Origin of the sequence: Pseudomonas sp. JAI120 (assembly GCF_014207255.1) — a bacterium.
In the GTDB taxonomy this organism is placed as follows: domain Bacteria; phylum Pseudomonadota; class Gammaproteobacteria; order Pseudomonadales; family Pseudomonadaceae; genus Aquipseudomonas.
The window spans coordinates 19843-38955 of the sequence record NZ_JACHCZ010000004.1; the positions used below are offsets into that span (position 1 = coordinate 19843).

Below are 19113 nucleotides of genomic sequence, written 5' to 3' on the forward strand. Positions count from 1 at the left end.
TGTGGGAGAGGGCTTGCTCCCGATGGCGGTGTGTCAGTTACAGATATAGAGACTGACACACTGCCATCGGGAGCAAGTCGAATCGTCGCACCGCCCCTCCCACATTTTGATCTTCATGTACCCGAAGATCACTGCATCCAGGGCGGCGGCGGTGGTTCTTCCGACGCTTTGCTCGGTGGCGCATCATCCGCCGCCCGAACAGCCTGGCGCCGTTCTTCATCCAGCCGCGCCGCTTCGATCTCGCGGATCACACCGCCCACGTCCGCCAGCTCTTCCGGCTCGTCGAACTCGCCGGTCAATACGCTGGCCGGGTGCAAGGTGCCGGCTTCGTAGAGCGCCCACATTTCCTTGGCGTACTTGGTCTTCTTCAACTCCGGGGCAAAACGCCCGAAGTAGGAAGCCATGTTGCCCACATCCCGCTCCAGCATGTTGAACGCGTGGTTGTTGCCCGCCGCATCCACCGCCTGGGGCAGGTCGATAATGACCGGACCGGTCGGCGTGAGCAGTACGTTGAACTCGGACAAGTCACCGTGCACCAGGCCGGTACACAGCATCAGCACGATCTGGGAAATCAGGAAGGCGTGGTATTCACGCGCCTGGTCCGGCTCCAAGGTCACGTCATTCAGGCGTGGCGCCGCATCGCCGTACTCGTCGGCCACCAGTTCCATCAACAACACGCCTTCGAGGAAGTCGTACGGCTTGGGCACGCGAACGCCCGCACCGGCCAGACGGAACAACGCCGCTACTTCGGCGTTCTGCCAGGCATCTTCGGTTTCTTTCTTGCCGAATTTCGAGCCCTTGGCCATGGCCCGGGCCTGCCGGCTGTTACGGACCTTACGGCCTTCCTGGTATTCGGACGCTTGACGAAAACTTCGTTTGTTCGCCTCCTTGTAAACCTTGGCGCAACGCAATTCATTGCCGCAGCGCACCACATAAACAGCTGCTTCTTTACCACTCATGAGTGGGCGCAGCACTTCGTCGACCAGACCGTCTTCGATCAGGGGTTCAATGCGTTTAGGAGTCTTCATCAGCTTTTATTGTGGGTCCTTTATTACCAAATACGCGTATGGCACTCGTTATACGGCAATCGGCTCGCCGGTGGGAGGGGCTACCGACCTCTGACCACTCAAGAATGCATCCAATATGCCAATTTCGGCGAATTCAACGTTCGATGATCGCCGTCACGCCCTGCCCGCCGGCGGCGCAGATCGAAATCAGCCCGCGCCCCTTGCCCGCCGCGTCGAGCAGCTTGGCCAGGTTGGCGACAATGCGCCCACCGGTGGCGGCAAACGGGTGACCGGCCGCCAGCGAACTGCCTTTGACGTTCAGGCGGCTGCGATCGATGGCCCCTAACGGTGCGTCCAGCCCGAGGCGCGTCTTGCAGTAATCCGCATCCTCCCACGCCTTGAGCGTGCACAACACCTGGGCAGCGAAGGCTTCATGAATCTCGTAGTAATCAAAGTCCTGCAGCGTCAGGCCATTCCTCGCCAGCAAACGTGGCACCGCATACACCGGCGCCATCAGCAGGCCTTCGGCGCCGTTGACGAAATCCACCGCCGCCGCCTCGCCATCGCGCAGGTAGGCCAGGATCGGCAAACCACGCGCCTGGGCCCACGCCTCGCTGCCCAACAGCACCAGGGATGCGCCGTCGGTGAGCGGTGTGGAATTGCCGGCCGTGAGCGTGCCTTTTTCGCTGCGTTCGAACGCAGGCTTGAGTGCGGCGAGTTTCTCCAGGCTCAGGTCGGGGCGCAGGTTGTTATCGCGGGTCAGGCCCAGAAACGGCGTGAGCAGATCGTTATGCCAGCCTTCGGCATAGGCAGCGGCCATTTTCTGGTGGCTCTCGAGGGCGAGTTGATCCTGCTCGACACGGGGAATCTGCCAGGTCTGGGCCATCAATTCGCAATGCTGGCCCATGGACAAACCGGTGCGCGGCTCGCCGTTACGCGGCAGCTCGGGCTTGAGGTGATGGGGGCGAAGTTGTAACAAGACTTTTAACTTATCCGCCATGGATTTGCTGCGATTGGCTTGCAGCAGGATCTTGCGCAGCCCTTCATTCACGCCGATAGGGGCGTCGGAGGTGGTATCCACCCCACCGGCAATCCCGCATTCAATCTGGCCCAGGGCGATCTTGTTGGCCACCAGCAACGCCGCCTCGAGCCCGGTGCCGCACGCCTGCTGAATGTCATAGGCGGGGGTTTGCGGCGACAGGCGTGAACCGAGCACGCATTCACGGGTGAGGTTGAAGTCACGGGAATGCTTGAGCACCGCGCCGGCGGCCACCTCGCCCATGCGCAGGCCGTGCAGGTTGTAGCGTTCGATCAGGCCCTCCAAGGCCGCGGTCAGCATCGCCTGATTGCTTGCCGTGGCGTAAGGGCCATTGGAGCGGGCGAAGGGAATGCGGTTACCGCCAATGATCGCTACACGGCGCAATTGAGTCATGGAAAGCTCCCTGTCGGTTGTGGTCTGGATAACTGAGCCTAGTCGAACGACTGCTACCCTGGGATGGTCAACCCTTTGAACCCCAGCCTTCGGAGAGCGTTCCATGTCTGACCGTTATATCGACTTCGCCAACTCAAGCCTCGGCCATCGCCTGGTCGCCGCCCTTGGCCTGCCGTCACCGGTACGCCTGGAACGCTGGCAAGCCGGGCGCCTGCGTCCGGTGGAAGGTGCATTGCTGCTGGGAGGTGGCGCGCTGGCAAGCAACGTACAGGCGTTTGCCAACAAGCTCACCGACGCCATTTACACCTACGGCGCCGAGGCGTCGACGTGGATTCCCGGCCACGGCCCCAAGCTCAAGGCCGTGGTGTTCGATGCCAGCGACCTCCACCACACCGACCAGCTCAAGCAACTGCGTGAGTTTTTCCAACCGTTGCTGAAAAACCTGGATAACAGTGCCCACCTGGTGATTCTTGGCCGTGCACCGGAGAGCCTCAGCGACCCGTTCGCCGCCAGCGCCCAGCGCGCCCTTGAAGGTTTCAGCCGGTCCCTGGCCAAGGAGCTGCGCAACGGCGGCGTGTTGCAATTGCTCTACGTCGGCGACGGTGCCGAAGACCAACTGGAAGGCGCACTGCGCTTTTTCCTGTCACCGAAAAGCGCCTATATCTCCGGCCAGGTGATTCGCCTGAAGGCCTGTGCCACGCCCGTCGAAGACTGGACCCGCCCCCTCGCCGGGCGCAAGGCATTGGTCACCGGCGCAGCCCGTGGCATTGGCGCGTCCATCGCCGAAACCCTGGCCCGCGACGGCGCCGAAGTGATCCTGCTCGACGTGCCCCAGGCCAAGTCCGACCTCGAAGCCCTGGCCGCACGCCTGGGTGCGCGCACAATCGTGCTGGACATCTGCGCCGCAGACGCCGCCGGCCAGTTGATCGAACACCTGCCCGACGGCCTCGACATCTTGGTGCACAACGCCGGGATCACCCGTGACAAAACCCTGGCCAACATGACCCCGGAATACTGGGACGCGGTGCTGGCGGTCAATCTCAATGCCCCGCAAGTGCTGACCAAGGCACTCCTCGACAGCGGCACCCTGCACGACAACGCCCGCGTGGTGGTGCTGGCCTCCATCAGCGGCATCGCCGGCAACCGTGGGCAAACCAACTATGCCGCGAGCAAGGCCGGTTTGATCGGCCTGGTGCAGGCATGGGCGCCGTTATTGGAAGAACGCGGGATCAGTATCAACGCCGTAGCCCCAGGCTTTATCGAAACCCAGATGACCGCGCATATTCCATTTGCACTGCGTGAAGCCGGACGCCGCATGAGCTCGCTGGGCCAGGGCGGTTTGCCGCAGGACGTCGCCGAAGCCGTGGCCTGGCTGGGCCAGCCGGGGTCCGGTGCGGTCAGCGGCCAAGCGCTGCGGGTGTGTGGCCAAAGTCTGTTGGGAGCATGAGCATGGATTGGCAAACCTTAGGCAGTACGCCGTTTCTGCCGCCGTTGTATTGGCGAGCGGCGCTCAAGCGCAAGATCACCGGCAACACGCTGCCCGAGCAAGGGTTGCGCTGCCGGGTGAGCGTCGACCCCAAGCAGGTGGCGGCGTACCGCAAAGTCTGCGGGTTTACCGAGAGCCCCCTGCTGCCGGCAACTTATCCGCACATCCTCGCGTTCGGTCTGCAAATGCAGTTGCTCACCGACAAAAAGTTTCCCTTCCCGCTGCTGGGGTTGATTCACCTGAGCAACCGCATCCGCATCCATCGCCCGCTGGGCGGTGTCAGCGAATTGTCCATCGGCGTGCACACGCAGAACCTCAAGCCCCACCCAAAGGGCGCGACCTTTGAAGTGGTCACCACGGTTGAAGACTCTCTCGGCCTGCTGTGGGAAGCCGAGAGCCGTATGCTGTGCCGGGGTGTAAAGCTCGAAGGCGAAGCGACCGATGATGCCCGTCCCAGCCCCGCCGAGATCAGCGAATTGACTCGCTGGAAGGCCCCAGCCGATATCGGCCGCCGCTACGCGAGAGTATCCGGCGACTACAACCCGATCCACCTCAGCGCCCTGACCGCCAGACTGTTCGGCTTCCCCCAGGCCATCGCCCACGGACTGTGGAACAAGGCGCACACCCTCGCCGCCTTGGGCGAACACTTGCCGGCCGCCAATATCGAAATAGACGTCGAATTCAGGAAACCGGTGCGCCTGCCCAGTGAGGTGACATTGCTGGCCAGCGCCGCCGGTTCCAGCGGAGAGCTGTTATTGAAAGGGGCCGGCGATATTGAGCACATGGTAGGCACATGGCAACCGATAGCAGCGCTTGCCGCCCCTGAAGCGGGCGCGGACTGATTGTCAGCGTGGGGGATAGCTGGAGAGGATGCGGGTCACCGTCGTGCGGATCGCGTTATCACGATCCTGGGGGTTGGGCGTGCTGCTCATCATCTGTTCATCACTGCCGCGCCACACCAGCTTGCCGTCCTTGCCGTCGAGCAGGTCGATCTGGAGGGTCGCCACCTTGTAGGTGACGTTGCGTGTTTCGTTGTACATCGGGCCGCCCCAGTAGCCGTTCCACGGCCCGCCCCAGGCGCCGCCATAGTTGGTGGTGACTTGTTGCTGGCGGTCTTCGACGATCAGGTAGGCCTGCACGTTCAGGTCAGCCTTGGTGCCTGCTGCTGCCGGGCGCAGGCCGCGTTGATCAAGCTGTTCGCCCACCGCCTGGCGGACGCGTTGCTCGGTAAGGTCGCTCTTGATCCGCGGATCATCGGGGCGGTATTGCAGGGCCGGGTCTTTCCAGGCCCAGCTGCGGTAGGCGCCAAAGTCGCGGCTGGCATCAAAATCATGGTTGACCTGGCTGGTCTGGCAACCGCCCAGCAGCACAACAAAAGCTAGCGTAGCGATACGACGAAACATGGTTGATCTCCAACAAGCGACCGGGCTTTAGATGAGAATAGCTGTTAACTCGGAGGATAGGCGGTCATCGCCTTTTGCACGGCCTGGCGCAAGGCATCGGCGCGCTCGCTGAGGCTGCCCTGGCTGCCGGTTTCCGCGCTGGCACTCCACACCGGCTGGCCGCTGCGGGCGTCGAACAGGTTGACGCGCACCACCACCACTTGCACTTCATAGGTGCGCACGATCGGCACCGAGTTGTACATGCCGTAGCCCGGCCCGTAGCGGTTATAGCCGCCGTATCCGTAGCCGTAATCGTCCTGGACTTGCTTGAGACGTTTCTCCAGGCGCACATCGGCGCTCACCAGCAGGTCCGCCGGGCGGTTGTCATGCAAGGGGCGCAGGCCGCGCTGATCGAGGGCGCCGCTGACCGCTTCGGCGACTTGCGCAGAATCCGCCCAGGCCGTGCCCGCCGGCAACTGGCCGTTGCGCCAGGCCCAATTGCGGTAGGCGCCATAGTCGCGCAACGGCGCCGGGTAGGCGCTGGCGTCGAAGGTCGTGGCCGCCTGCGCGGGCGCCGGCGGCATGGGCGCAGACGCCGCCACGTAAGGGTTAGGGCTGGAGCAGGCGCCCAGCCCGAGGGATAACAGGATCAAACAGAGACGACGCATTTCGACCTCCGCAGACTGGGCCGCTTATACCGGACGGCAGATCCAGTGCAAATAACGCCCAAGTCCGGCAAAGCTTGGGTGACGACGGTGAGCGAGTTCCATCTCGATAAGGTCCGGTAGGTTCGCGCGGGCCTGGAATTCCACCGGCATATAGTCGTGGAATACCCGCACGCCACTTTGGCTTTCGACCTGCCAAAGCCCTTCGAGTTGCGCCGCCAACTCGCGCGGGTCGAGGGGCTGTTGCGGGGTCAGGCTCTGCTTTTCGCCAGCCATGTCATTCTTGCGCATTTTGCGGAAGTGGCCTTTGAGCAGGTTGCGATAAATCAGCGCATCGCGGTTGTAGAACGCCAGCGACAACCAGCCACCGGGCAGCGTGAGCTGGTGCAGTACCGGCAGGATCGCGTGGGGTTCGGCCAGCCATTCCAGCACGGCATGGCACAGCACCAGGTCGTAGGGCTCGGTGATCTGGCCGAGCAGGTCCTGCCAGGGCGCATGGATGAAGGTGGCGCTCTGTCCGGCCTCGGCGAAGCGCTGGCGCGCGCCTTCGAGCATCGGCTCGGCGGGTTCGGCCAGGGTCACCTGATGGCCGCGCTCGGCCAGCCACAGCGACATATGCCCCAGGCCCGCGCCGATATCCAGCACGCGCAACGGCCGGTCCGGCAGGGCCTCAGCCAGGTCTGCCTGGAGTACCGCCAGGCGAATGGAACCTTTTGCGCCACCGTAGATTTTCTCGGCGAAGCGCGTGGCCAACTGGTCGAAATGCCGGTCACTCATGGGCAAACCGCCGCTCGCTGTCGGCCAGCTTGGCGCGCACCACCTCGTTCATGTCCAGGCCCAGCTCGCTGCACAGCAACAGCAGGTACAGCACGATATCGCCCACTTCCTGGCCGGCGTGGGCGAGTTTGTCGGCGGGCAACTGGCGGGACTGGTCTTCGCTGAGCCACTGGAATATTTCCACCAGTTCGGCCATTTCCACGCTGGCGGCCATGGCGAGGTTTTTCGGGCTGTGGAATTGCTTCCAGTTGTTGGTATCGCGGATGCGGTGCAGGCGTTCGGTGAGGTGTTCGAGGTTCATAGGGGGCTCCTGAAGGGGTATAGCTTCAGGGGGATGGAGAGTGAAGGCAAGTGAATAGCGGTGGTGTGCCCAGCGACGCCATCGGGGGCCCTAATCCACCACGCTGAATTCAAGCCTGGCGGTTTGACCGGCCTCATCCAACACACTGAGCTGATAGCGGCCCAAGCGTTCGAAGCTGGCGTTGATAAAGTCCTGGTTGGCGCTGTCGCCCAGCGGTGCGCCATTGAGGAACCACCAGCGCCGGCCGCTGCCGCCCAGGGCTGAGAGTTTCACGCGCAGGGTCTGCTGGCTGGCGGCAGGCAGGCGCAGTTGGTCGCCTTCGCGCACGCCGACAATCGACAACGGCGAAGACGCCGCCAGCGCCGGTGGTGGGCAATCGGGGTCGGCAGCGGGAATCCGCGCTTCCCGGCGCTCGACCCTCGGCAGCCACGGTTCCAGCGGTGCGGGCCACAGGGCGATGTTCCTGGGCACGGCGCCCGGGCAATGAGCATCCACCCTCAAGCCCTTGGCGTTGACCCAGACACTTTCCATCAAACCGACGCTCAACGGTTGATCCAGCGCCTGCAAGGTCGGTGGTGTGGTGTTGTCCAGGGTCCAGGCAAAGCGCTGGCGGCGGCAATTCGGATCGCTGCGGTTCATGGGCTGGCCCAGCGGCCAACAGATCGCCGCCACGCCGACATTGGCCGGCACCGGTAAAACCTGCGCGCTGATGCCGCGCTGGCTGTCGCGATTGGTCAGCACGTCGTGCACCTGCAACATCAGCGGCGCCGCCGAGGCCAAACCGAACTGCCCCGGCACCGGCGTGCCGTCCGGGCGACCGATCCACACACCGATCAGATAGCGCGGCCCCACGCCAATCGCCCAGGCATCGCGAAAGCCGTAGCTGGTCCCGGTTTTCCAGGCCAGGACCGGGCGCTGCACCAGTTCGGCACGCGGGTCGCGATCAGGCCGCGCCTGGCCACTGAGGATGCGCCGCACAATCCACGCGGCCCCTGGCGACAGCAATGGCCGTTCCCTCAGCGTGTCGTCTGGTTGCAATCGAATCGTTGCGCTCCTGCCGGCACGGGCGAAGGCACTGTAGCCGCTGACCAGATCTTCCAGCCGGCTGCCCGCACCACCGAGGATCAGCGCCAGATTGGGTTCGGCCAACGCCGGCAGGGCCAATGGCACGCCACCGATGCGCATCTGCGCGGCAAAGCGCTTCGGCCCGTATGCTTCCAACAACTGCACCGCCGGCAGGTTCAGTGAACTGGACAGCGCCGTGCTCGCTGGCACTGCGCCGGTAAAGCCCATGGAAAAGTTGCCCGGCCGATAATCGCCATAACGCCGGGGCACGTCCTGCAACAGCGATTCGGAGTGAATCAGGCCCTCGTCCAGGGCCATGCCATACAGGAAGGGCTTCAAGGTGGAACCCGGCGAACGCAGCGCGCTGATCATGTCCACATGGCCAAAACGCTTGGCGTCGTTGATGTCCACAGACCCCAGATAAGCTCGCACGGCCATGCTTTCTTCTTCCACCACCAGGATCGCGGCAGAGGTGTGTTCCGGCAACCGCGCACGCCAGCCCAGCAACAGGTCTTCAAGACGGCGTTGCAGGGTTGCATCCAGCGTGGTGCGAATCAGCGGCGGGCTGTCGGGACGGTTCAGGCGGCGGGCGAGCAGCGGCGCCAGGCTGGGCTCCAGGCGCGGCGCGAGCAGCAATGGTTCTTCGAGGGCTTCATCCACCGCCGACTGCGGCCACACCTGGAACTCGGCGAGGCGACGCAAGACTTTGTCGCGGGCTTCCTGGGCGCGCTGCGGGTGCCGATCCGGACGCAGGCGACTCGGCGCCTGGGGCAAGACCGCGAGCAAGGCCGCTTCGGCGTGGGTCAGGTGTGCCGGGGACTTGCCCAGATACGCCCAACTGGCGGCCGCCACGCCCTGCAATGTGCCGCCAAACGGTGCGCGGTTCAGGTACAGGTTGAGAATCTGTTCCTTGGACAGGTGCCACTCCAACTGCGCCGTGCGCCACAGTTGGCGCAACTTGCCGTGGAAGGTACGCGAGTGCGGGTCGAGTAGGCGCGCCACCTGCATCGACAACGTACTGCCGCCCGACACCACCCGCGCGCCCTTCAGGTTCTGCCACGTCGCCCGCACCAGCGCCAACGGGTTAACACCGGGGTGCTGGTAGAACCAGCGGTCTTCGTAGGTGAGCAGTGCATCGAGGTAATACGGCGACACTTCGCTGGTTTGCACCGGGTAACGCCACACGCCGTTGGCATCGGCAAACCGCCACAACGGCGTGCCATCCTCGGCCAGCACTACCCGTGCCAGATCATCCTTGGGCAACGGCAAGGGCCAGATGCGATCAGCCAGCCACAGCAGGGCGATCACCAGCAACAGGCTCGCGAGGGTCCAACGGGCAACTAAACGCAAATTCAAACGGGCAAACCTCTATGCTTGTAGGGAACTAGCCTGTTGCAATAACAACCAAAGGCACAGATACGCCCATCTTCTTATCAGGACACACATATGCAGGTAGAGAGCTTTTTCGAATGGTTGGGCCAGGCGCTCGGTTCCGTCATCCGCTTTATCGTCGACGGGCTCAGCGGATTGTTCGGAGCCTTGACCCACGCCGGCGGCAACTTTGTCGAAGGCCTGTCACGCACGTTGGGCATGGACACCTCGATCATCAGCATCCTCACCCTGATCGTCGGCCTGCTGTTTCTGTACTCGGCCGTACGCGCCTTCATGCGCGCTTCGATCATCTTCGGGGTGATCTGGCTGATACTTGGCCTGTGGCTGCTCAGTTGGGTCGTCCACTAAACCCAAGAATGCCCCTAATCCTGTGTGGGAGGGGGCTTGCTCCCGATAGCAGTGTTTCAGTCAATGCACCTGGCAACTGACCCACCGCTATCGGGAGCAAGCCCCCTCCCACATTAGTTTCGATTCCAAGTTGAGAGATCAGCGTCCTTTGATCACCAGGTCTGCCGGCGTCTCCCCCACTGCCTGCCAGTTCGGCCGGTACATCGACTCCACCTGCGGCGGTGGCACGCGGTAAGTACCCGGTGTCACGGCACGGGCCAGATACAGCAAGTGCGTGGTGCCGTCACCGTCAAGGTTGATGGCCGCTACGTAACGGTCATCACGAAACTCCTGATGCTTGAGCGCCGCGTTCTGCATCGACTCGCGCCACTCCTTCACCTGACTGCTGGCGTTTTCCAGGCTGGCCGCGCTTTGTGCCAGGTTCTGGTTTTCCAGCTCCAGGCCCGCAGGCAACAGGTCGACCACCAAGGCATCCGGCACGCGCTGCTTGGCGCTCACGGCAAGGTGCACCAGCACCAGGTCGCCGCTATTGAGGTTGCGCAGGTTCAGCGGTTGGCCATTCATGCCCAGGTATTCACGGCGGATGCTCAGGTTGTCGCCGCCCGGCGCCGGCGGCAGCTGTGGATAACCCGAGATTGTCAGTTGCTGGTACACCGGCGTATCCCCCTGATTGCTCAAGGCCAGGTCGCTGGACAGCAGCTTGCCTTCGAGCTCCAGGGTCGATTGCTGATTATTCAACTCATGCACACCGCCACTGCCGGTCAGGGACACCTGCCAGTCCGACTCCGGCTTGGCAAACCCGAGGCGCCCGGCCAGGAACAGCGAATTGCGCTCCTGGGTCGACAGGTACGGGCTGGCTGCCAATTGGTCCGACAGGGTAAACAAACGCTCCTCACGCTTGCCCTTGGCCAAGTCGTTTTCTTCCAGCAACGCCAGGATCATCGCCTGATCGCGCAGCGGGCTGCCGTAGTCCGCCAGCCATTCCTTGGCGCTGCGTTGCGCCGCCAGGCCGGCCAGCAAGGCTTGATCCGCGCGCGGCTGATCACCCATCTTCTGCAACGCGATGGACAACTGCACCAACGGCAACCCGGAACGCGCGTCGCTGCGTCGCTCGAAAATACTGCGCAATGCGCCCAACGGCGCCTGCTGACTGCGCGCCAGCACCATGCCGGCGTAGGCCTGCACGGCAAAGCGCGTGTGGTCGGCGTTGTCGCTGTAGTCGACTTCGATCAGATTGCGTTCCTGCACATAACGCAGCAGGCGCTCGCTGGCTTTCTTCAACGCTTCGGGCGGTACCGCGAAGCCCTGGTCACGGGCACGCAACAGGAAGTCGGTGACATAGGCCGTCAGCCAATATTCCTCTTCGCCATCCGCGCCCCACAAACCGAAGCTGCCGTTGTAGCGTTGCATGCCCAGCAGGCGCTCGATGCCCAGCTCAATCTTGCGTTTGCGCTCGGCATCCGGCTCACCCTTGATACTCAGGCGCTTGAGCAACGCATCGTCGGCATACAGCGACGGGTACAAACCACTGGCGGTCTGCTCCAGGCAACCATAGGGGTAGGCCTTGAGTGCCGAGATCTGCGCGCCGAGGTTCAACGGTGGCCGGCTCGACAGGCTCAGCAGCGCCTCACGCCCAGAGGCATCGAATTGATCCAATGCGCCGATTGGTAGGCTCCACGGCTCGCCTTTGAGTACTGCCCGGTAATGTTTGAGCAACGCGGGATACGCCGGGCGCACGCCCAGGGACCATTCGCGGCTGAACGGCGGGAGGTTCTCACCGGGCAGGTCCAGGCCATTGACGGTGACCTTCACCTTGCCTTGACCCAAGCCCCCCCAGGCTTTCACCGGGATACGCAGGGTGGTGCGCTGGCCTTGCTTGAGTTCGACGGTTTGAGCACCACCGTTGACCAACTCCAGCTGCCCTTCAGCACTCAATTGCACGTCGAGTTTCTGCGCCTTGCCCGACAGGTTGGACAGGTCCAGGGCCAACGTCGTCTGGTCACCGCCAGCGAGGAAGCGCGGCGCCGACAGCTCGGCGATCAGCGGTGCTGCGATCACGGTCTTGCCTTCGGCCATGCCGTAGCGGTCATCGCTCCAGGCCTGGGCCATCAGGCGCAGCTCGCCGTTGAAGTCGGGGATATTGACGCTGACTTCACCCTCGCCCTGCTCATTCAAGGTCACCGGTGCGCTTTGCAGGGCGACGATGGTCACGCTGGTGTCCGGGCGCTTGCCGCCCTTGGCCAGCGCGGCGTCACCACCAAAAGCCAAGCTGGCCAGGCGGCCCTGCCCGGCTTCGATCAATTGGCCGTAGATGTCGAACTGGTCCACGCCGTAAGCCTTGCGACCGAACAGGCTGGAGTAAGGGTCGGGTGTCGGGTATTCGGTGATATTGAGGATGCCCACGTCCACCGCCGCCACCAGCACGTGCACCTGTTTCGGTACGCTGCCATCGGCATTCTTGGCGGCAATCTTCACCGTCAGCGGTTGTTTGGGACGCATTTTTTCCGGCGCGGTCAGGGTCACGCCAAGCTTGCGCTGGGTGCGATCCAGCGGCAGATGCAGCAGGCCCACCGCGCGTTTCGGGGTGATATTGGCTTTGCGCTCACCTGGGCGAATCACCAGGGCGCTGACGTAAAGGTCATGGCGCGACCATTTCGGGTCGAGCTTCACGGCAAAACTTTTGCCCTCGGCCGGCACGTCGATTTCCTGCCACCACAGCGGCCCTTCGGCGGATTCCACCAGCAGGTAACCTTTACCGGCAGCCGGCGGCGTGACCGTGACGTTGGCGGTGTCGCCGTCGCCATACGCGGGTTTATCCAGCGCCAGCTTGACCTGGTCGGGGCGCACGGCGCCGCCTTCGGTGTTGTCCTGGGCCTGGTAACCGGCCCAGAAACGCAGGCTGCTGACCAGCCCGGTCTGCGGGTCCTCGACCTCGACACGGTACGGGCCCCACTCCACCTGGAAGCTGACCTTGGCGGTATCGCCGGCCTTGATGTTCAGGGTTTGTTCGTCGAGGTTGAGGAATTTCTCGTTGTAGTGATAGCTCCAGCCATCGCTGTCCGAGTAATTCCAGTAGTAGTCACGGCGCTCGCGCACCAGGCGGACCTTGAGGTTTTGCGCGGCGAGTTTTTGCCCGTCCTGGTTGGTCAGCAGCACTTCGAATTCCGCCGGGCCATCGCCATTGGTTTCCTTGCCGTCAAACAGGCCGCGCAGGCCCGGCAATTGCTCGGCCGGCCAGATCGGCTGCACCAGGCGCCGGGTGATCGGCCGCCCACCCGACTCTTGCAGGCTGGCTTGCACGATCAGTTGCAGAGGGGATTTGGCGTCGGCCCATTTGCTTTCCAGGGTCAGTTCTTCCTGGCCCTTGGCGTCGAGTACGCTTTCGTCCAGCTCGAAGTCCTGGCTCAGTTCTTCTTCGGTGACGGAGCCGAATTGATAGCCCGGCAGCGACTTGACCGCTTCGCGCAACGGTCGCACATAGACTTGCCCGCTGACGCGGTTGCCCGACGCCGGCGCACCATAGAGGTAGCGACCATTGACCTTAATCACCGGGTTATCCGCCGGGCTCAATGCCGTGTCGCTGCCCTTGAGTTCCAGCGCCAGGCGCTCGGGCAGGAAGTCTTCGACGAGGAATTCATACAGCTGCGGCTTGCCATCACCCAGGTCGAACACCAACTGCCAGCGCCCGGTCGGGGCTTCACCGGCCAGTTGCAGTTGATATTGATAGAGGCCGGAGGCGTCGGCATCCCATACAAACTTGCGGCTCACCTGTTCATCCGGGCGACGCACTTCGACGCTCACCGGTTGCGGCTTGACGGCGTTGCCGTCCTTGTCGCGCAGCAGGGCGTTGAGCAACACGGTTTCGCCGGGGCGATACAGGTCGCGCGGGCCGAACACAAAGAACTGCAGGGGGTGCGAAGGTTGGCCGCCAATGTCGAACTCCGCCAGGTCAAGGGCGGCGCTGTCCAGGCGCAGCAAACTGGTCTGCTCGCCCTGTTTGGCCAATAACACCTGGGCCTTTTTCGGCAATGGCAGTTCAGCGTGACCGCCCTTCTCGGTCTTGCCCTGGCCCAACACACGGCCGTCGGCATCGAGCACTTCGAGGTCGACGCCATCCAATGCCTTGCCACCTTCCAGCGCCTGGGTAAACACATCCAGGCGATTGGCGTAGCGGTGCACCGACAGGCCAATATCGCTCAAGGTAAACAGTGTGGCCGGTTGCGAATAGTTGTAGGTGCCCGAGGCGCGCATCACCGCCAGGTACACGCCCGGCTGCTGCAATTGCTTGAGGCCGGCGATCGGCAGCAACAGCGTTTCGCGGGTATTGCGCGCCGGGTTCAGGTCGAAACGGCCGCCATAGACCAGGTCAGCCAGCGGCAGCAATTCGCGGGACTCATAACTTTGCAGGCTGGTATTGCGCCCCCACTGCGCCAGGAACGACGGCAGGGATTCGGGCTTGATCCGGAAGAACTCAACGTCGATCTTGTCGACGTTCAGCGCGATCACCGGCAGGCCTTCGGCCAGGCGCGTCGGCAACAGCGTGCCACGGCTGGCGAAGCCGACGGTGGCTTGCAGGTCGCGGGTCTCAAGGCGCACGCTGTACTCGGCGGCGAGCGTGTTGGCGTTGACCGCCTTCACTCCGGCATCCACCGTCAGCACCAGTTTGCGCTGGGGCTCCAGGTGGCGCAGGCGCAGTTCCATGAGGTTATCGGACAGCTCCCAGGCGCCGTCGACCTTGCCGGACTTGCTGTCGACCAGATGAAGTTTGTCGGCAAATTTCTGCTCCGGATCCAACGGAATGGAAAAGCTCACCGACAAGGTACTGGCCCCGTCCAGCTGCACCTCCGACACATCCACCACACTCAGCTCACGCCCGGCATAACGCTGTTTCAGCGCCGCCACATCCACCGCCGCCTTGGCCGGTTTCGGCGCTGCCGCCACGGTGGGCGCAGGCGGTGCAGCCGGTTTATCGGAGGAATCGCAGGCGCTCAGCAGGGCCAGCGCGCAGGCCAGGAACAATCCTTTGTTAAGCATGGGGCACTCGTCGTCAGAGGGAACCGAGGGATGAACTATATATCAGCGTCGGCAAAGCCGATGTGGCGCTGGTCACATTGACCGACGGAGGGTGGTTTGGTTCTGGGCGTGTTTCGCGTTCCAGCCAAATCCCACGGACATTGGAGATTAATATGTGGGAGGGGCCCCATTCCACATTGACCCTGTTGCGGTGCCAATGGACGGTTACAATGCCGCTCCCCCAAGGAGCCTGCATGTCCACCTTACTGACCGACTGGCGCGATCGCCCTACCCATCGCCGTGTATGGGCTCTGGCTGCACCGATGATTCTTTCGAACATCTCCGTGCCGTTGGTGGCACTGGTCGACAGCATGGTCATCGGCCACCTGCCCCACGCCCACCAACTGGGCGCCGTGGCCGTCGGCGCCAGCCTCTATACCTTCCTCGCCTGGGCCATGGGTTTTCTGCGCATGGGCTCCACCGGTTTCGCCGCCCAGGCCGCCGGGCGCAGTGATGGTGCGGCACTGCGGCAAATCCTGCTGCAAGGCCTGTTGCTGGCGCTGGGGTTGGCGATGCTGCTCGGCACCGTCGGCATTCCACTGAGCCATCTAGCCCTGGAGTGGATGCAGCCCTCCCCCGAACTCAACCAACTGACCCGCGAGTTCTTCCACACCCGCCTGTTCGGCCTGCCTGCCGCGCTGGCCAGTTATGCGCTGGTGGGCTGGTTCCTGGGCACGCAAAACGCCCGCGCGCCGCTGGCGATTCTATTGACCACCAACCTGGTGAATATTGCCCTCAACCTGTGGTTCGTCCTCGGGCTGGACTGGGGTGTGGTCGGCTCCGCCCGCGCGTCGGTGATCGCCGAATGGACCGGCGCCTTGCTCGGTCTGGCCCTCACGCGAAAAGCCCTGCGCGCCTACCCCGGGCATATCGCCTGGGCCGCGTTGAAGCTTTGGGAAAGCTGGCGCCCGTTGCTCGCGGTGAACCGCGACATTTTTATCCGCAGCCTGGCGTTGCAGTCGGTGTTTTTCATGATCACGGTGCAAGGCGCACGCCTGGGCGATGCCACCGTGGCGGCCAATGCTCTATTGCTCAATGGCTTGTTACTGACCGCTCATGCGTTGGACGGTCTGGCCCATGCGGTCGAGGCCCTATGCGGCCATGCCATCGGCGCCCATGATCGCCAATCCTTACGCCGCTCCCTGGTGGTTGCCGGCGGCTGGTCATTGATCGCCAGCGTCGGCTTCGCCCTGCTCTTCACTGTCGCCGGCCACCTGTTTATCGCCATGCAGACCGATATCCCCAGCGTGCGCGAAACCGCCGATATCTACCTGCCATACCTGGCGGTACTGCCGTTGATTGCGGTGTGGAGTTATCTGTTGGATGGGTTGTTTATCGGCGCTACTCGGGCACGAGAGATGCGCGATGGAATGTTGCTGACGGTATTGCTGACGCTGCCAATCGCTTGGGCATTACAGGGGTTGGGTAACCACGGGCTGTGGATAACCTTCCTGCTGTTCATGGCAGTGCGCAGCCTGACGCTGTGGGCGATAGCCTGGCGTCTGAATCGGCAGGGGCTGTGGCTGGGAGTTAACTGAAGAAATGCAATCCTAATGAGGAAGGGGGGCAAGCCCCCTTCCACATTTTTTACGAGGACAAGTAGGAAGAACGAGTCAAGCCAAGACGCAACGCGTCGAGGAACTGCGTACGCTCACTGGCACTGATCTTCGCGCTGGCGCACTTGTCACGGTAGTGAGTCATCAACTCCTCCGGCGACAAGTGCACATAGCGCAGCATGTCTTCGATGGTGTCGTGGGTCTCGATGCCGGCGCTGTACACCGAGCCGTCTTCGCGCTGATAGATGTTCACCGAGTCGGTGTCGCCGAACAGGTTGTGCATGTCGCCAAGGATTTCCTGATAGGCGCCAACCAGGAAGATACCCAGCAGGTAGTCTTCACCGTCGTTCAAGGCGTGGACCGGCAGGCTGGTCTCGATGCTCTGCTCGTCGACGTATTGCTTGATCTTGCCGTCGGAGTCGCAGGTCAGGTCTTGCAGCACCGCGCGGCGCAGCGGCTCTTCGTCGAGGCGGTGCAGCGGCAAAATCGGCAGGACCTGGCCGATGGCCCAGGTGTCCGGCAGGCTCTGGAACACGGAGAAGTTGCAGATGTACTTGTCGGCCAGCTTGTCGTTGAGTTCGTCCAGCACCTGGCGGTGCGAGCGCTGGCGGGCTTTGAGCGAGTTATGCAGGCGACGGCACACGGCGAAGTAGCACTGTTCGGCCAGGGCTTTCTCGGCCAGGGTCAGTTTGCCGTCGGCATACTGGGTGGCCACGTCGCTCATGTAGTGAGTGGCGCGCCAGTAGGTTTCGGTGACCATTTCGATGTCGGTCGGGCCGAGCAGGTCTACCAGCCATTGCACGGTTTCAGGCAGGCTTTCCTTGTTTTCGATGACCGGGATTTCGTCGTTGTGTTTCTCGACGTCGGTCACCTGCACCACCAGCATGGCGTGGTGGGCGGTCAGGGAGCGGCCGCTTTCGGAGAAGATATTCGGGTGCGGCAGGCTCTGCGCGTCGCAGAATTCCTTGAGCATGCCCACGACCACACCGGCGTAGTCGTCCATGTCGTAGTTGATCGAGCTGGCGTTACGCGAGTGAGTACCGTCGTAATCCACGCCCAGGCCGCCGCCCACGTCGATGTGGTCCACCGGCAGGCCGAGGTTGCGCAGTTCGCCGTAGTAACGAATGGCCTCCTTGAAGCCGTGCTGGTAGTCGGCCAGGTTGGCGATCTGCGAACCCATGTGGAAGTGCAGCAGGCGGATGCCCTGGTCCAGGCCCGCCGCGCGGAAGCGCTCGACCACCGACAGCAGTTGCGCCGCCGACAACCCGAACTTGGACTTCTCGCCACCGGTGTCCGCCCACTTGCTCGACGCCAGGGACGACAGCCGCACACGCAGGCCCACCTGTGGCTTGACCTTGAGGCTGGCGGCTTCTTCGATCACCAGTTCAACTTCTGATTCTTTCTCGATCACGATAAATACGTTGTGGCCGAGCTTTTGGCCCATCAGCGCCAGGCGGATGAACTCGCGGTCTTTATAACCGTTGCAGACGATGGTGCCGCCCTTCGGCGCCAGGGCCAGTACGGCCAGCAGCTCAGGCTTGGAACCGGCTTCCAGACCGATAGACACGTTCTGGGTGGCGATGATGTTTTCGATCACCGCTTCCTGCTGGTTCACTTTGATCGGGTACAGCGCGGTGTACTTGCTCTGGTATTCCAGGCGCTCGATGTTGGCGTCAAAGGCACCGGTCAACTGGCGGACACGGTCTTGCAGGATATCGGGGAAGCGCACCAGCAATGGCAACGACAGGCCGCTCTTGCGCAACTGGTCGACTTGTTCGTACAGGTCGACAGGCGTGCTGTTCGGGCCGTTCGGACGGACTTCAACGCGACCGGCATCATTGATCGCGAAATACCCGGCCCCCCAATGGCGAATCCCGTAAACACTGCGGCTGTCCGCAACTGTCCATTGGCTGCCATCGTCTTTGCGTGTGCGTCGTACGGACATCGAAGTCCCCTATAAATGAAGGCGAAGGCGCCGCCTCGCGTTCGAGGCTGGCGCAGTCTAAAGAATGAAAATGACGATTTGCCTGTAAGCAAGGTAGACCCCACTCGCAGGACAGAGTTTAGACACAGGTTGGGAAGAGGCTTTCAGCCGCCGGACTTCTTGGCCTTGTAACCGAGCTTGATCAGCTCGGCCAACAGCAGTTCGACGTGATCGCCCTGGATCTCGATAACCCCGTCTTTCAACGCGCCACCGGTGCCACAGCGCTTTTTCAGCGTGGTGGCCAATTCCTTGAGCGCGTCTTCAGCCAGGGGCACGCCGGTGATAGTGGTCACCGTCTTGCCGCCACGGCCTTTGCTTTCGCGGCGCACGCGGGCAATACCGTCGCCTTCGGGGATCAGGGTCTGTTTGCAGGTACACGAATCCACGGGCTGACGACAGTCCGGGCAGTGTCGACCTGCGTCGGTGGAAAATACCAGGCCGCCGAGGGCGGCGAAGGATGCGGCTTTTTTGGCCACCGGCAATCCTCTCGGGAGGACAAAGACTGATCGGCCTCCGCTAAGGGACGACCGACCGCGAAGCCCCACTCAGGCAGGGGCAGCGCTACCGAGCCGCCAAGGCGGTTCGGGTGAAAAGTCGCGCAGTGTAACGGCAAAAAGCCGACTTGCTAAGAGCCAAATGGCGCCA

General features: G+C 62.9%; 14 protein-coding genes. 4 read left to right on the top strand and 10 right to left on the bottom strand.

What is annotated here, in order from left to right; genetic code table 11:
- Positions 1 to 128 precede the first annotated feature (128 nt).
- Together HDC32_RS21175 and HDC32_RS21180 are read right to left on the bottom strand one after the other, a co-directional pair.
- Positions 129 to 1028: a PA4780 family RIO1-like protein kinase gene (locus HDC32_RS21175; RefSeq protein WP_131696677.1), complete on the bottom strand. Its 900-nt coding sequence runs from the start codon at positions 1026 to 1028 to the stop codon at positions 129 to 131.
- Positions 1029 to 1161: 133 nt separating this feature from the next.
- On the bottom strand, positions 1162 to 2439 hold the full coding sequence (locus tag HDC32_RS21180) for an acetyl-CoA C-acetyltransferase (protein WP_167656892.1): 1278 nt from the start codon (positions 2437 to 2439) through the stop codon (positions 1162 to 1164).
- A gap of 103 nt (positions 2440 to 2542) precedes the next feature.
- Here HDC32_RS21180 and HDC32_RS21185 point away from each other — a divergent pair, with 103 nt between their 5' ends.
- Both HDC32_RS21185 and HDC32_RS21190 read left to right on the top strand, forming a co-directional pair.
- Positions 2543 to 3886 carry a 3-oxoacyl-ACP reductase gene (locus tag HDC32_RS21185; protein WP_145336095.1) on the top strand — a complete coding sequence of 448 codons (1344 nt, stop codon included), beginning with the start codon at positions 2543 to 2545 and terminating at the stop codon, positions 3884 to 3886.
- Between the two features lie 2 nt (positions 3887 to 3888).
- The gene (locus HDC32_RS21190) at positions 3889 to 4767 is read left to right on the top strand and encodes a MaoC family dehydratase (RefSeq protein WP_145336093.1); all 879 of its coding nucleotides are present in this window, start codon (positions 3889 to 3891) and stop codon (positions 4765 to 4767) included.
- 3 nt (positions 4768 to 4770) lie between these two features.
- Here the strand turns inward: HDC32_RS21190 and HDC32_RS21195 are convergent, their stop codons facing one another.
- The 5 genes from HDC32_RS21195 to pbpC form a co-directional block, all read right to left on the bottom strand.
- Entirely contained in the window at positions 4771 to 5328 is a 558-nt protein-coding gene (locus HDC32_RS21195) for a DUF4136 domain-containing protein (protein WP_184745343.1), read from the bottom strand.
- Between the two features lie 44 nt (positions 5329 to 5372).
- Entirely contained in the window at positions 5373 to 5975 is a 603-nt protein-coding gene (locus HDC32_RS21200; RefSeq protein ID WP_184745345.1) for a DUF4136 domain-containing protein, read from the bottom strand.
- 24 nt (positions 5976 to 5999) lie between these two features.
- Entirely contained in the window at positions 6000 to 6749 is a 750-nt protein-coding gene (locus HDC32_RS21205) for a methyltransferase domain-containing protein (RefSeq protein WP_184745347.1), read from the bottom strand.
- Positions 6742 to 7050 carry a MazG-like family protein gene (locus HDC32_RS21210; protein WP_131696700.1) on the bottom strand — a complete coding sequence of 103 codons (309 nt, stop codon included), beginning with the start codon at positions 7048 to 7050 and terminating at the stop codon, positions 6742 to 6744. The genes HDC32_RS21205 and HDC32_RS21210 overlap by 8 nt, the downstream gene beginning before the upstream one ends.
- A gap of 90 nt (positions 7051 to 7140) precedes the next feature.
- Positions 7141 to 9471, bottom strand: coding sequence for a peptidoglycan glycosyltransferase PbpC (gene pbpC / locus HDC32_RS21215; protein WP_184745348.1), 2331 nt, complete (start codon positions 9469 to 9471; stop codon positions 7141 to 7143).
- A gap of 90 nt (positions 9472 to 9561) precedes the next feature.
- On the opposite strand from pbpC, the gene HDC32_RS21220 reads away from it, so the two are divergent.
- The gene (locus HDC32_RS21220) at positions 9562 to 9855 is read left to right on the top strand and encodes a hypothetical protein (RefSeq protein WP_027607987.1); all 294 of its coding nucleotides are present in this window, start codon (positions 9562 to 9564) and stop codon (positions 9853 to 9855) included.
- 138 nt (positions 9856 to 9993) lie between these two features.
- Here HDC32_RS21220 and HDC32_RS21225 read toward each other — a convergent pair whose 3' ends face one another.
- On the bottom strand, positions 9994 to 14889 hold the full coding sequence (locus HDC32_RS21225; RefSeq protein ID WP_184745350.1) for an alpha-2-macroglobulin: 4896 nt from the start codon (positions 14887 to 14889) through the stop codon (positions 9994 to 9996).
- A 233-nt stretch (positions 14890 to 15122) separates the two neighbouring features.
- Between HDC32_RS21225 and HDC32_RS21230 the strand changes: the two genes are divergently transcribed.
- Positions 15123 to 16466, top strand: coding sequence for an MATE family efflux transporter (locus tag HDC32_RS21230; RefSeq protein WP_184745352.1), 1344 nt, complete (start codon positions 15123 to 15125; stop codon positions 16464 to 16466).
- A 49-nt stretch (positions 16467 to 16515) separates the two neighbouring features.
- Here the strand turns inward: HDC32_RS21230 and speA are convergent, their stop codons facing one another.
- Positions 16516 to 18429: an arginine decarboxylase gene (speA, locus tag HDC32_RS21235; RefSeq protein ID WP_131696705.1), complete on the bottom strand. Its 1914-nt coding sequence runs from the start codon at positions 18427 to 18429 to the stop codon at positions 16516 to 16518.
- Between the two features lie 143 nt (positions 18430 to 18572).
- Positions 18573 to 18944, bottom strand: a complete 372-nt coding sequence (locus HDC32_RS21240; protein ID WP_005784408.1) for a translation initiation factor Sui1 — start codon at positions 18942 to 18944, stop codon at positions 18573 to 18575.
- Positions 18945 to 19113: the final 169 nt, after the last annotated feature.

Bases quoted from the DNA above. Each gene is read 5' to 3' on its own strand.
- HDC32_RS21185 (WP_145336095.1), top strand. From the start codon at position 2,543: ATGTCTGACCGTTATATCGACTTCGCCAACTCAAGCCTCGGCCATCGC.
- HDC32_RS21190 (WP_145336093.1), top strand. From the start codon at position 3,889: ATGGATTGGCAAACCTTAGGCAGTACGCCGTTTCTGCCGCCGTTGTAT.
- HDC32_RS21220 (WP_027607987.1), top strand. From the start codon at position 9,562: ATGCAGGTAGAGAGCTTTTTCGAATGGTTGGGCCAGGCGCTCGGTTCC.
- HDC32_RS21225 (WP_184745350.1), bottom strand. From the start codon at position 14,889: ATGCTTAACAAAGGATTGTTCCTGGCCTGCGCGCTGGCCCTGCTGAGC.
- HDC32_RS21210 (WP_131696700.1), bottom strand. From the start codon at position 7,050: ATGAACCTCGAACACCTCACCGAACGCCTGCACCGCATCCGCGATACC.
- speA (WP_131696705.1), bottom strand. From the start codon at position 18,429: ATGTCCGTACGACGCACACGCAAAGACGATGGCAGCCAATGGACAGTT.
- HDC32_RS21230 (WP_184745352.1), top strand. From the start codon at position 15,123: ATGTCCACCTTACTGACCGACTGGCGCGATCGCCCTACCCATCGCCGT.
- HDC32_RS21195 (WP_184745343.1), bottom strand. From the start codon at position 5,328: ATGTTTCGTCGTATCGCTACGCTAGCTTTTGTTGTGCTGCTGGGCGGT.
- HDC32_RS21200 (WP_184745345.1), bottom strand. From the start codon at position 5,975: ATGCGTCGTCTCTGTTTGATCCTGTTATCCCTCGGGCTGGGCGCCTGC.
- HDC32_RS21175 (WP_131696677.1), bottom strand. From the start codon at position 1,028: ATGAAGACTCCTAAACGCATTGAACCCCTGATCGAAGACGGTCTGGTC.
- HDC32_RS21205 (WP_184745347.1), bottom strand. From the start codon at position 6,749: ATGAGTGACCGGCATTTCGACCAGTTGGCCACGCGCTTCGCCGAGAAA.
- HDC32_RS21180 (WP_167656892.1), bottom strand. From the start codon at position 2,439: ATGACTCAATTGCGCCGTGTAGCGATCATTGGCGGTAACCGCATTCCC.